This is a genomic window from Nocardia sp. NBC_00511 (genome assembly GCF_045161165.1).
Lineage (GTDB): Bacteria > Actinomycetota > Actinomycetes > Mycobacteriales > Mycobacteriaceae > Nocardia.
In genome coordinates this window covers 6,342,701-6,356,157 of record NZ_CP107849.1, presented here as the reverse complement: position 1 = coordinate 6,356,157, position 13,457 = coordinate 6,342,701, and the positions used below count along the sequence as shown (strand labels likewise).

Below are 13,457 nucleotides of genomic sequence, written 5' to 3'. Positions count from 1 at the left end.
AATCGTCAACCAAGGGTTGACCATCGAATGATGGTCAACCTAGAGTTGACGCATGACGAACTCTCTCCGCCTCGACGATCTGATCGACGGCATCAAGAAAGCCCGCCCCGACAACGCCCTGGACCAGCTCTCCGACGCCGTCGTCGTCGCCGGGCACATGAGCGAGGTGGGCGACCACCTCATCGGCCACTTCGTCGACCAGGCCCGCCGCTCCGGCGCCTCCTGGACCGATATCGGCCAGAGCATGGGCGTCACCAAGCAGGCCGCCCAGAAGCGCTTCGTGCCCAAGGCCCCCGGCGACCCGAGCGAGGCGGCGGCCCTCGACCCCAGCGCCGGATTCGCACGCTTCACCTCGCGCGCTCGGCATGTGGTGGTGGCCGCGCAGGAGGAGACCCGCAATGCCGGGCACGCCGAGATTCGCCCCGAGCACCTGATCCTGGGTCTGCTCAGCGAGCCGGAATCGCTCGCGGTGCACGCCATCGTCGCCAAGGGTGTTTCGGTCGAGGCCGTACGCCGGGTCGCCACCGCCGCGCTGCCGCCCGCCGCGACCGAACCGCTGCCCGCGCTCATCCCCTTCAGTGCGCAGTCCCGCAAGACCCTCGAATTGACCTTTCGGGAGGCGTTGCGATTCGGGCACAACTATGTGGGCACCGAGCACCTGCTGCTGGCGCTGCTGGATGTGGAGGACGGTTCCGGGGTGCTGTCCGGACTGGGTCTGGACAAGGAGTCGATCACCGCGGAGTTGACCGCCCTGCTCGCCTCCCTGCCCACGGTCGGCGAGTCCGGGGACACGCCGAAGTAGGTCCGATATCCGGCGCGCCGCGGACACGCAGAAGTCCGCATGTCGCTGCGACACGCTGCCGACCTGGTGATGTAGGGCAAGCGGGCGGTCCCGCGTCGCCGGGTCCCGTGGTGTGCGTGATGCGGCAGATACGATTGTGGAATGGCGGGATCCGAAAGTTCCGACCTGGTAGCGGGGGAACTGCGCGCTGACCTGCTGCGCGCGCTGAGTTATGTCTCCACCGAGGACACTCCCGACGGCGGCTACATCGTGAACGGCGACCTCCCACCCGAGGTGGCGCCGCCGTTCATTCGGGCCATCATGCGCATCGAAGCCGAACTTCTCCTGCAAGACGCCGAGCTCGTGACCGTCGAGCACGGTGAGCCTCGCACTCCGGAGGAGCGTCGGACCGACGCGCTGATCGCGCTGCTGCTGCGCGTGGACGACCGGTCGCACTTCTCGTAGTCCTCGCGAGACATCGGCCGCCGAGTGTGCTCGCGCGGCCAGAATGTCGTCGCGTCATGGGGATTCGCACCCTCGAATATCGCGGAGTTCCCTGTTCAGGGGCCTCGGGGCCGCGCCTTGACCTTGCACTCGCCTGGTGGGAGTGCTAGAAAGGGCATTGGCACTCCGAACCTGGGAGTGCTAGGTCGGGGCGGTGAGGCCGGGCTCCAAAGAGCCACTGGTCGTCCGTCGCGGGCACCAAGCCTGGCCAGAACCTGTCAATCCCCAGATCTGGAGGATCTCAACGCAATGGCCAAGACAATTGCGTACGACGAAGAGGCTCGCCGCGGACTCGAGCGTGGCCTGAACGCCCTCGCTGACGCCGTCAAGGTGACGCTCGGCCCCAAGGGTCGCAACGTCGTGCTGGAGAAGAAGTGGGGCGCCCCCACCATCACCAACGATGGTGTCTCCATCGCCAAGGAAATCGAGCTCGAGGACCCGTACGAGAAGATCGGCGCGGAACTCGTCAAGGAAGTTGCCAAGAAGACCGACGACGTCGCGGGTGACGGCACCACCACCGCCACCGTGCTCGCCCAGGCTCTGGTTCGCGAAGGCCTGCGCAACGTCGCGGCCGGCGCCAACCCGCTGGGTCTGAAGCGTGGCATCGAGAAGGCCGTCGAGGCCGTCACCACCTCCCTGCTCGCCACCGCCAAGGAGGTCGAGACCAAGGAGCAGATCGCTGCCACCGCCGGGATCTCGGCCGGCGACTCGTCCATCGGTGAGCTCATCGCCGAGGCCATGGACAAGGTCGGCAAGGAAGGTGTCATCACCGTCGAGGAGAGCAACACCTTCGGTCTCCAGCTGGAGCTCACCGAGGGCATGCGCTTCGACAAGGGCTACATCTCCGGTTACTTCGTGACCGACCCGGAGCGCCAGGAAGCCACCCTCGAGGATCCCTACATCCTGCTGGTCGGCTCCAAGGTCTCCACCGTCAAGGACCTGCTGCCGCTGCTGGAGAAGGTCATCCAGGCCGGCAAGCCGCTGCTGATCATCGCCGAAGATGTTGAAGGCGAAGCGCTTTCGACCCTGGTCGTGAACAAGATCCGTGGCACCTTCAAGTCCATCGCCGTCAAGGCGCCGGGCTTCGGTGACCGTCGCAAGGCCATGCTGGCCGATATCGCCATCCTCACCGGTGGCGAGGTCATCAGCGAAGAGGTCGGCCTCTCGCTGGAGACCGCCGGCATCGAGCTGCTGGGCCAGGCCCGCAAGGTCGTCATCACCAAGGACGAGACCACCATCGTCGAGGGCGCGGGCGACCCGGAGGCCATCAAGGGCCGGGTGCAGCAGATCCGCACCGAGATCGAGAACTCGGACTCGGACTACGACCGTGAGAAGCTGCAGGAGCGGCTGGCCAAGCTGGCCGGCGGCGTCGCGGTCATCAAGGCCGGTGCCGCCACCGAGGTCGAGCTCAAGGAGCGCAAGCACCGCATCGAAGATGCCGTGCGCAACGCCAAGGCCGCCGTCGAAGAGGGCATCGTCGCCGGTGGTGGCGTCGCCCTGCTGCAGTCGGCTCCCGCGCTGGACGCCCTGACCCTGACCGGCGACGAGGCCACCGGTGCGAACATCGTTCGCGTCGCGCTGTCCGCGCCGCTGAAGCAGATCGCCTTCAACGCGGGCCTGGAGCCCGGCGTTGTCGCCGAGAAGGTCTCGAACCTCCCGGCGGGCCACGGCCTGAACGCCGACTCGGGCGAGTACGTCGACCTGCTGGCCGCCGGCGTTGCCGACCCGGTCAAGGTCACCCGCTCGGCCCTGCAGAACGCCGCCTCCATCGCGGCGCTGTTCCTCACCACCGAGGCCGTCGTCGCCGACAAGCCGGAGAAGGCTGCCCCCGCGGGCGACCCGACCGGTGGCATGGGCGGCATGGACTTCTAAGTCCTGCTCCGGCAACGGAATTGAACAACGAGGGCCCGGCCACCTGACGGTGGCCGGGCCCTCGGCTCGTCTGCGGGGTCGCCGCGTCGGTGATCGGCCCTCGGGGGTCGGCCTCCCGCTAGTTCATCTTGCCTTCCATGCCGCTGTAGATCTCGGTGGCTTCGACGAAGCCGCCGCCGATGCGCTGGGCGAGGGCGAAGGCCTCGTCGCACTTGCGCAGGGAGGTCGCGGTGTCGGCGTCGTCGTGGACGGCGGCGAGGCGGGAGTGGTTGGCGCGCAGGTTGGTTCGGGCCGCATCGACCTCGGCGGGGAGGACGAAGCCGCCGACCGTGTAGTTGGTGTGGATGCTCTCCTCGGATTCCCATTCGAGTCTCGGGAAGGTCTGGGGTAGTGCGCCGAGTAGTGGTGCGTTGCTGCCGAATCCGGTGGGGTAGCCCAGCTCGGCTTCGACGCTCAGCCAGGTGGGCCAGACCTTGCCGCGGTCCATCCAGCCGGGGAGCAGCCGGGAGGTGAACTCCAGCAGCACGAATTGCAGGTTGCCGGTGAGCAATTCGGCCGCGTCGTGCACGCTGTCGTCGAAGAGGTCGGGGACCTCGGTGCGTCCGGCGCGCAGGGCGAGGGCGGCGCTGCGCAGCAGGCGCATCTTCCAGAACACGAAGGTAGGCAGGTTCTCGTCGTCCGGGACCTCGCCGCTGGCGTCCGGTTCGGTGCGGTCGGCCAGCGCCGGATCCAGTTGGTGCAGTGCGGCTTTCGCCAGTTCGTCGACGGTGTCCGGGGTGGCGCGCATATAGCGGAGCACCCATTCCGTCACCTCTTCGGGCGCTTCGGCGGTGATCAGGTACGGTCGTCCCCACACGTACAGGCCGCTGTCGAAACTGCCGCCGTAACCGGCTTCCTTCAGTGCGCCGAGCGCCCAGGCTTTCGCGCGGAACCGAACCTTGGTCTGTTCGGCCGCGTACCCCACCAGATCGTCGAGGTCGGTGTCGTGGCCCGCACCGGCGAGGTACGGCAGCACCCGCCGCTCGATCAATCCCATATCCACAGCGTGAAAGCTGGTGTCATATCCCACGTTTCGCACAGTAGCGGCGGCAGGCGACAGCGGTGGGCACCCGTATCGGTGGACGGATCAGTAGGTTGGCGCGAAGCCGACCAGATCGGCGATCAGGTTCATCTGGTGATCGAAGTAGTCGGGGACCGCGGCGATGGTGCCGTCGAGGCGGCCGAAGATCTCGACAGGGCGGAATCGCTTACACCCGGGCGCCCAGCAGGCGAACTTCGCGGGCTATGTGCTGTGGAGTGGCTGGATGCTGGCTCTGGCGGTCACATTCCGCTCCCGGTGAATCGGGCGCTGCGGATGGCGTCGGCGCGTTCGGGGAGCAGATTGTCGACGAGGGCGGTGAAGCGGCCGAGGACCGGGGCCAGGCGGCGCGGGCGGTCGATGATGGCGTCGCAGATGATTTGCCCGCCCTGCTCCGGAGTCAGGGCGTCGGCATTGCCGTAGAGCGGGTTGGGCGCGATCATCGGCGTCCGCACCAGCGGCAGGTAGATGGAGGTGAATCGCAGGTTCTCGGTGAGGGTTTCGGCCTGCAGGTTGGCGCTGAGCGAGTCGAGGGCGGCCTTCGACGCGACGTAGGCGGCGTAGCCGGGGCCGCCGTAGAGATTGGCCAGCGACAAGATGTTGACGACCTGCCCGTCGCGCCGCTCCCGCATGCCGGGCGCGAAGGCCAGGATCAGCCGGACGGCGGCGAAGTAGTTGAGCCGCATGGTGCGTTCGAAGTCGTGGAAGCGGTCGTAGGACTCGTCGAGCCGCCGCCGGATGGAGCGTCCGGCATTGTTGACCAGCACGTCGACGCCGCCGTGGTCGGCGAGCACCTTGGCCGCGACGGCGTCGAGGGCGTCGAAATCGTTGAGGTCGCAGGCGTAGACGGCGGCCCGTCCGCCGCGCGCGGTGATCTGTTCGGCGAGTTCGCGCAGCTCGTCCTCGCGCCGGGCGACCAGCAGCACCAGGCCGCCGGCGTCCGCGATCTGCTCGGCGGCCGCGCGTCCGATGCCGGAGGAGGCCCCGGTGATCAGCACGGTCCGGTCGGCGACGGCGTCGCGCAGGGTGCGTTGCCGTCGCAGTCGCGCGAGGCTGACCTGGGTGTCGAGGCCGTGTTTGATCCGGTACAGCAGTTCGCCGAGCTCGTTCATGGTTAGGGATGCTAAGGGCCACAGGTGGATTCGACCCGGGAATCGACCCCGCACGCCTCTAATGCCGGGTGCAGTCGTAGGCCGCGATCGAGGACCCGTCTCCGGGCAGTTCCGCGCAGTGCTGCCGGATCCAGGTGACGCGCTCGTCGTCGCCGGGACTCAGCAGCACCAGCCCGACCTCGTGGTCGTCGATCATCCGGGCCAACTCCGCGAGCCCGGGCACCGGGGCCTCGCCGGTGAATCCGCCGATGCTCGGAACCTGTTGCCCGCTGGTCAGAATGAACGGCGAGGCCAGCACCGTGGTGTAGGTGACCAGCGGATACTTCGGGTGGCCCGGCAGTTTCGCGAGTTCCCGGTTCAGCTTTTCGGCCTCGGGGATCGAGGCGGCCATGAACCCCTGGGTGATCTGCCGTGCGGTCGCGGATTCGAAAGGCGTGTCCAGCGGCCCGAATCCATTGACGACCACCGACACCGCGGCGACCGCGGGCGCGATCAGTGCGGTCGCGACCAGCAGCGCGACCCCGGCTGGGTCGCGGCGCGGGAAGGCGGCGGGCAGCACGGCCGCAGCCAGGCAGGTCAGCACCGTCGCGAGCAGGACCGTGAATCGCACCCAGTGCGGCGCGGGTTCGAGCAGGAACCAGCCGTATACCGCCGTCGCCGCCACCGCGACGACGGCGCACCCGAACACCCGCCGATCGGCCGACCGCAGTACGGCCGTCGCGCCCATCCCGATCAGTGCGGCGATCGCCGGGATCAGCACCGCCAGGTAGTAGGGGTTCACGGTGCCGATCACCAGGAAGACTGCCACGTGGATGACCAGCCAGCCGCCCCACAGCGTCAGCGCGGCGGTGCCGTGGTCCGTGCGTGGCCGTCGCCGCGCCGCCCAGGCCAGCCCGAGCAGGCAGATCAGCGCGAGCGGTGCCAGCCATCCGGCCTCGCGTCCGCCGCCGCCACCGAAGACATGGTCGAACCGGTTGTCGGGCCCGAGTACCAGTGCCGCCCGGTAACCCGCACTCGGAGATCCCGCAGTGGAGAAATTCGCCGAGCCGACGGTGAATCCGTCATTGGTGCGACTGGCCGCGTTGTAGACGAAGACCTGCTCGAACAGCGAGTTGTGGTGGCTGCCGTCGACATAGGGCCGACCTCCGGCGGGGAGCAGGCTCACCACCGTCATCCAGCTCAGCGATGCCGCCACCGCGACCGCACCGAAGCAGAGTATTCCGGTAACCCGTTGTCGCAGAGCGTCTTTCGGTGTCGCGATCAGAACGGCCGCCGCGAACGCCGGAATCACGAGCCAGGCCTGCACCATCTTGGCCTGGAACGCGAGGCCGATCCACAGCCCGCAGTAGATCAGGTGCCGGGTCCGCCCCGATCGGATGGCGCTGACCACCTGGTCGGCGGCCAGTACCAGCAGCAGGATGAGCAGGGTGTCGGAGATATTGCCGCGATCGAGGGCGACGGCCGCGGGTGCCAGTGCCATGACCAGTGCCGCGACGATCCCGGCCGCGGGCCCCGATAGTCGGCGCACCACGCGGTAGAGCACGAGCACGGTCAGCGCGCCCTCGATGACCTGCGGTAGCAGGTAGGCCCACAGGTGTGGCCCGAAGATCCGCACCGACAGCGCCTGTAGCCACAGTGAACCGGGCAGTTTGTCGATGCTGATGGTGGCGGCCGGATCGAAGGCCGCGAAGAAGAAGTTGTGCCAGCTCTGGCTCATCGAGCGCGCGGCGGCCGAGTAGTACAGGTGTGGTGTCTGCGCGCCGATGCCCCAGGCGTAGAGGACTGTCGCCGTCGCGGTGATGGCGAGCAGGGCGGGCCGGGCCCAGCGCGGTTGATCCGCGGGTCCGCGCAACCAGCGCGCCGGGGTGCCGCCGGATCGGCCGGGCGCTGCGATTACCGCTGTCACAGCCTCAATCTCGACCCGGGCGGTACGCATGTCAAAGGAATTCACCCTGTAGGAGGAGGGTTTCGCCGCGGAATCGCCCGTAGGGAGTACCGGACCCGGTCCGGGGGTGGAGATCGGATCCGGGTCGACTCAGGGTCGGTCGCGCCGCGCGGAGAGGGTGGCGGCGACATCGATGGGCCGGATTCCGAGCTCGGCGGCCGCGGCGGCGACCCGGGCTTGCACGCCGGCGTCGGCGGGGCGCCCGGTGTCGTAGAGGAGTTCGACCAACTCGATGGCCGCGATGGCCTGGGTCCGGGTGAGTAGTCGATCCGGCAGCCAACTGACACGCCAGTCGGTTTCTTTATGGCCCGGTAGGCGTTCTGCGAACTCGCCGACGACAGCACTGGTAATCGACCAATCGCAGACATACACACCAACCAAGGTCGTCTGTCGCGGCGTTTGTGGCAAGACCGGGCGAAGTGAATGGCGGACGGCGTCGATCAATACGCGGGGTGGACGCGACAAGATGGACAAACAGCGTCCTGACCAGCCGATTTGACATTGATTCGTAGCAACACGTAACTTAATCCAGGTCAGAGCGACACGGACACCGACCCGGAGCCCCAAGGGCCTGGGAAACGAGGTTGTACGAGGAGCGCCTGATGCTCACACTGGTTCGGTCCTGATCAGCGGATTTGGTTCTGTTGAGATGGATGAGCTATGTTTTACCAGCAGCCTCACCGACAAGCGGGACAAGAGCCCGGGGTTTCGGTGTGTGCGTGTGTTCTTTGAGAACTCAATAGTGTGTCGATGAATGTCAGTGCCAATTATTTAATTGGTTCCGATCTTTCGCACCCCCGTGTGGAGGGTCGGACATTTAGTCAGCAAATACTTTTGCTGGCGTTTGATTTTGCCAAGGTTTTCGGACTCTGGTTAATTCTTCCAATTAGCTCTTCGGAGCGAGTTGAGAGTCTTCAACGGAGAGTTTGATCCTGGCTCAGGACGAACGCTGGCGGCGTGCTTAACACATGCAAGTCGAGCGGTAAGGCCCTTCGGGGTACACGAGCGGCGAACGGGTGAGTAACACGTGGGTGATCTGCCTCGCACTCTGGGATAAGCCCGGGAAACTGGGTCTAATACCGGATATGACTTTCGGATGCATGTCCGATGGTGGAAAGATTTATCGGTGCGAGATGGGCCCGCGGCCTATCAGCTTGTTGGTGAGGTAACGGCTCACCAAGGCGACGACGGGTAGCCGACCTGAGAGGGTGACCGGCCACACTGGGACTGAGACACGGCCCAGACTCCTACGGGAGGCAGCAGTGGGGAATATTGCACAATGGGCGAAAGCCTGATGCAGCGACGCCGCGTGAGGGATGACGGCCTTCGGGTTGTAAACCTCTTTCGACAGGGACGAAGCGCAAGTGACGGTACCTGTAGAAGAAGCACCGGCCAACTACGTGCCAGCAGCCGCGGTAATACGTAGGGTGCGAGCGTTGTCCGGAATTACTGGGCGTAAAGAGCTTGTAGGCGGTCTGTCACGTCTTCTGTGAAAACTTGGGGCTCAACCTTAAGCTTGCAGGGGATACGGGCAGACTAGAGTACTTCAGGGGAGACTGGAATTCCTGGTGTAGCGGTGAAATGCGCAGATATCAGGAGGAACACCGGTGGCGAAGGCGGGTCTCTGGGAAGTAACTGACGCTGAGAAGCGAAAGCATGGGTAGCAAACAGGATTAGATACCCTGGTAGTCCATGCCGTAAACGGTGGGTACTAGGTGTGGGTTTCCTTCCACGGGATCCGTGCCGTAGCTAACGCATTAAGTACCCCGCCTGGGGAGTACGGCCGCAAGGCTAAAACTCAAAGGAATTGACGGGGGCCCGCACAAGCGGCGGAGCATGTGGATTAATTCGATGCAACGCGAAGAACCTTACCTGGGTTTGACATACACCGGAAAGCCGTAGAGATACGGCCCCCCTTGTGGTCGGTGTACAGGTGGTGCATGGCTGTCGTCAGCTCGTGTCGTGAGATGTTGGGTTAAGTCCCGCAACGAGCGCAACCCTTATCTTATGTTGCCAGCGCGTAATGGCGGGGACTCGTGAGAGACTGCCGGGGTCAACTCGGAGGAAGGTGGGGACGACGTCAAGTCATCATGCCCCTTATGTCCAGGGCTTCACACATGCTACAATGGCCGGTACAGAGGGCTGCGATACCGTGAGGTGGAGCGAATCCCTTAAAGCCGGTCTCAGTTCGGATCGGGGTCTGCAACTCGACCCCGTGAAGTTGGAGTCGCTAGTAATCGCAGATCAGCAACGCTGCGGTGAATACGTTCCCGGGCCTTGTACACACCGCCCGTCACGTCATGAAAGTCGGTAACACCCGAAGCCGGTGGCCTAACCCTTGTGGAGGGAGCCGTCGAAGGTGGGATTGGCGATTGGGACGAAGTCGTAACAAGGTAGCCGTACCGGAAGGTGCGGCTGGATCACCTCCTTTCTAAGGAGCACATCTCCACGACTCTTCACACAGGTGAATGACGTTGTGGCAGAGACCGTTTCGGACTCACATGTAGTCCGGCGGACGCTCATGGGTGGAACACTGACAACCTTCATCGCATTGCGGTTGGTCCTCTGTGACCGACCCGCGAATGGATATACCGACACACTATTGGGTCCTGAAAGAACAGACGCGAGTCTGAACTTTCTAGGAAATCAACAAACGACGAGACTGGCTTTCAGTCATACCGCCGAGCTTTGCTCGGGCTGGTGCTGAGATCAAAGCGCAGTCTCGTGTGTTGTTTGAGAACTGCACAGTGGACGCGAGCATCTTTGTTAGTAAGTGAAAAAGAGCGTACGGTGGATGCCTTGGCACCAGGAGCCGATGAAGGACGTAGTAGGCTGCGATAAGCCTCGGGGAGCTGTCAAACGAGCTGAGATCCGAGGATTTCCGAATGGGGAAACCCAGCACGAGTGATGTCGTGTTACCCGCGCCTGAATATATAGGGCGTGTGGAGGGAACGTGGGGAAGTGAAACATCTCAGTACCCACAGGAAGAGAAAACAACAGTGATTCCGTGAGTAGTGGCGAGCGAAAGCGGAAGAGGCTAAACCAGGAGCGTGTGATAGCCGGCAGGCGTTGCGTTCTTGGGGTTGTGGGATCTACTTTCTCATCACTGCCGTGATGGGCGACAGTCAGAAAAGAATGCGTTAGTCGAATTGGTCTGGGATGGCCGACCGTAGAGGGTGAGAGTCCTGTAGACGAAAACGTGTTCTCTGTCGTAGTAGACACCCGAGTAGCAGCGGGCCCGTGAAATCTGCTGTGAATCTGCCGGGACCACCCGGTAAGCCTGAATACTCCCTGGTGACCGATAGCGGACTAGTACCGTGAGGGAAAGGTGAAAAGTACCCCGGGAGGGGAGTGAAATAGTACCTGAAACCGTGCGCTTACAATCCGTCAGAGCCTTCCACTTTGTGGTGGGGTGATGGCGTGCCTTTTGAAGAATGAGCCTGCGAGTCATCGGTGTGTGGCAAGGTTAACCCGTGTGGGGTAGCCGTAGCGAAAGCGAGTCCGAATAGGGCGTTTGAGTCGCACACTATGGACCCGAAGCGGAGTGATCTACCCATGGCCAGGGTGAAGCGACGGTAAGACGTCGTGGAGGCCCGAACCCACTTAGGTTGAAAACTGAGGGGATGAGCTGTGGGTAGGGGTGAAAGGCCAATCAAACTCCGTGATAGCTGGTTCTCCCCGAAATGCATTTAGGTGCAGCGTCGCGTGTTTCTCACCGGAGGTAGAGCTACTGGATGGCCTAGGGGGCCTACAAGCTTACCGAAGTCAGCCAAACTCCGAATGCCGGTGAGTGAGAGCGCGGCAGTGAGACTGTGGGGGATAAGCTTCATAGTCGAGAGGGAAACAGCCCAGATCGCCAGCTAAGGTCCCTAAGCGTGTACTAAGTGGAAAAGGATGTGGGGTCGCGAAGACAACCAGGAGGTTGGCTTAGAAGCAGCCACCCTTGAAAGAGTGCGTAATAGCTCACTGGTCAAGTGATCCTGCGCCGACAATGTAGCGGGGCTCAAGTACACCACCGAAGCTGCGGCATTCAGACATTATCCCGCTTTCGAGCCAGGAGTCTGGATGGGTAGGGGAGCGTCCTATAGCCAGGGAAGCGGCGGAGTGATCCAGCCGTGGAGGCTATGGGAGTGAGAATGCAGGCATGAGTAGCGAAAGACGAGTGAGAAACTCGTCCGCCGAATGACCAAGGGTTCCTGGGCCAGGTTAATCCGCCCAGGGTGAGTCGGGACCTAAGGCGAGGCCGACAGGCGTAGTCGATGGACAACGGGTTGATATTCCCGTACCCGTGTATCCGCGCCAAATATCGAATCAGTTGTGCTAAGTATCCAAAAGCGGTCTTATCGAGCCTTCGGGCGAGAGGGAGCGTGGCTGCATACGACCCTGGCTGTAGTAGGTAAGCGATGGGGTGACGCAGGAAGGTAGCTGGGCCAGGTGATGGAATACCTGGTGTAAGCCTGTAGGGCGTTGTGTAGGCAAATCCGCACAGCATATAGCCTGAGAGGTGATGCGTAGCCGATTGAGGCGAATTCAGTGATCCTATGCTGCCGAGAAAAGCCTCTAGTGAGTTGGTACACGGCCCGTACCCCAAACCGACACAGGTGGTCAGGTAGAGAATACTAAGGCGATCGAGATAACTGTGGTTAAGGAACTCGGCAAAATACCTCCGTAACTTCGGGAGAAGGAGGGCCATGTCTGGTGAAGGGACTTGCTCCTGGAGCTGGGTGTGGTCGCAGAGACCAGTGAGAAGCGACTGTTTACTAAAAACACAGGTCCGTGCGAAGTCGTAAGACGATGTATACGGACTGACGCCTGCCCGGTGCCGGAAGGTTAAGAGGACCGGTTAGCACTTCGGTGCGAAGCTGAGAATTTAAGCCCCGGTAAACGGCGGTGGTAACTATAACCATCCTAAGGTAGCGAAATTCCTTGTCGGGTAAGTTCCGACCTGCACGAATGGCGTAACGACTTCTCAGCTGTCTCAACCACAGACTCGGCGAAATTGCAGTACGAGTAAAGATGCTCGTTACGCGCGGCAGGACGAAAAGACCCCGGGACCTTCACTATAGCTTGGTATTGGTGTTCGGTACGGTTTGTGTAGGATAGGTGGGAGACTTTGATCCAGGGACGCCAGTTTCTGGGGAGTCGTCGTTGAAATACCACTCTGATCGTATTGGACCTCTAACCTCGGACCCTGATCGGGTTCAGGGACAGTGCCTGGTGGGTAGTTTAACTGGGGCGGTTGCCTCCCAAAATGTAACGGAGGCGCCCAAAGGTTCCCTCAGCCTGGTTGGCAATCAGGTGTCGAGTGCAAGTGCACAAGGGAGCTTGACTGTGAGACCGACAGGTCGAGCAGGGACGAAAGTCGGGACTAGTGATCCGGCACCGGCAAGTGGAAGCGGTGTCGCTCAACGGATAAAAGGTACCCCGGGGATAACAGGCTGATCTTCCCCAAGAGTCCATATCGACGGGATGGTTTGGCACCTCGATGTCGGCTCGTCGCATCCTGGGGCTGGAGTAGGTCCCAAGGGTTGGGCTGTTCGCCCATTAAAGCGGCACGCGAGCTGGGTTTAGAACGTCGTGAGACAGTTCGGTCTCTATCCGCCGCGCGCGTCAGAAACTTGAGGAAGGCTGTCCCTAGTACGAGAGGACCGGGACGGACGAACCTCTGGTGTGCCAGTTGTTCCGCCAGGAGCACGGCTGGTTTGCTACGTTCGGAAGGGATAACCGCTGAAAGCATCTAAGCGGGAAGCCTGTTCCAAGATGAGGTTTCTCACCCCCTCGAGGGGTTAAGGCCCCCAACAGACCATTGGGTTGATAGGCCGGAACTGGAAGCCCTGTAAGGGGTGTAGGTGACCGGTACTAATAGGCCGAGGACTTACCAACAAAGTTGCTACGCGTCCACTGTGCGGTATCTGAAACAACACACAGATCACCGAGAAGACAGAAGCCCCACCATCATTCGTGATGGGCAGGGTGGATGGCTCTCTGTGTGACAGTTTCATAGAGTTACGGCGGCTATAGCGGTGGGGAAACGCCCGGTCCCATTCCGAACCCGGAAGCTAAGGCCACCTGCGCCGATGGTACTGCACTCGACAGGGTGTGGGAGAGTAGGACACCGCCGGAACATCATTCGCGAAACCCCCCTGACTTCGGTCAGGGGGGTTT

At 62.8% G+C, this 13,457-nt stretch carries 7 protein-coding genes and 3 rRNA genes; 6 read left to right on the top strand and 4 right to left on the bottom strand.

Annotated features, from left to right (window positions below):
- Positions 1 to 52: 52 nt before the first annotated feature.
- The 3 genes from OG300_RS29740 to groL all read left to right on the top strand — a co-directional run bounded on the left by OG300_RS29740 (position 53) and on the right by groL (position 3,157).
- Positions 53 to 802 (top strand): Clp protease N-terminal domain-containing protein, encoded by a 750-nt coding sequence (locus tag OG300_RS29740; RefSeq protein WP_405486609.1) that lies wholly within the window; start codon positions 53 to 55, stop codon positions 800 to 802.
- A 141-nt stretch (positions 803 to 943) separates the two neighbouring features.
- On the top strand, positions 944 to 1,246 hold the full coding sequence (locus OG300_RS29735; RefSeq protein ID WP_405486607.1) for a hypothetical protein: 303 nt from the start codon (positions 944 to 946) through the stop codon (positions 1,244 to 1,246).
- Positions 1,247 to 1,534: 288 nt separating this feature from the next.
- Complete coding sequence (gene groL, locus OG300_RS29730; protein WP_405486605.1) at positions 1,535 to 3,157, top strand: chaperonin GroEL; 1,623 nt, start codon at positions 1,535 to 1,537, stop codon at positions 3,155 to 3,157.
- Positions 3,158 to 3,275: 118 nt separating this feature from the next.
- Here groL and OG300_RS29725 read toward each other — a convergent pair whose 3' ends face one another.
- The 4 genes from OG300_RS29725 to OG300_RS29710 all read right to left on the bottom strand — a co-directional run bounded on the left by OG300_RS29725 (position 3,276) and on the right by OG300_RS29710 (position 7,664).
- Positions 3,276 to 4,193 (bottom strand): hypothetical protein, encoded by a 918-nt coding sequence (locus OG300_RS29725; protein ID WP_405486603.1) that lies wholly within the window; start codon positions 4,191 to 4,193, stop codon positions 3,276 to 3,278.
- 284 nt (positions 4,194 to 4,477) lie between these two features.
- Complete coding sequence (locus tag OG300_RS29720) at positions 4,478 to 5,347, bottom strand: SDR family NAD(P)-dependent oxidoreductase (protein WP_405486601.1); 870 nt, start codon at positions 5,345 to 5,347, stop codon at positions 4,478 to 4,480.
- A gap of 58 nt (positions 5,348 to 5,405) precedes the next feature.
- Positions 5,406 to 7,253 (bottom strand): ArnT family glycosyltransferase, encoded by a 1,848-nt coding sequence (locus OG300_RS29715; RefSeq protein WP_405486599.1) that lies wholly within the window; start codon positions 7,251 to 7,253, stop codon positions 5,406 to 5,408.
- 129 nt (positions 7,254 to 7,382) lie between these two features.
- On the bottom strand, positions 7,383 to 7,664 hold the full coding sequence (locus tag OG300_RS29710; RefSeq protein ID WP_405486597.1) for a hypothetical protein: 282 nt from the start codon (positions 7,662 to 7,664) through the stop codon (positions 7,383 to 7,385).
- A 542-nt stretch (positions 7,665 to 8,206) separates the two neighbouring features.
- Here OG300_RS29710 and OG300_RS29705 point away from each other — a divergent pair.
- The 3 genes from OG300_RS29705 (at position 8,207) to rrf (ending at position 13,416) form a co-directional block, all read left to right on the top strand.
- A 16S ribosomal RNA gene (locus tag OG300_RS29705) occupies positions 8,207 to 9,723 on the top strand.
- A gap of 336 nt (positions 9,724 to 10,059) precedes the next feature.
- A 23S ribosomal RNA gene (locus tag OG300_RS29700) occupies positions 10,060 to 13,175 on the top strand.
- Positions 13,176 to 13,299: 124 nt separating this feature from the next.
- A 5S ribosomal RNA gene (rrf, locus tag OG300_RS29695) occupies positions 13,300 to 13,416 on the top strand.
- The 16S, 23S and 5S rRNA genes sit together here, the layout of an rRNA operon.
- Positions 13,417 to 13,457 lie beyond the last annotated feature (41 nt).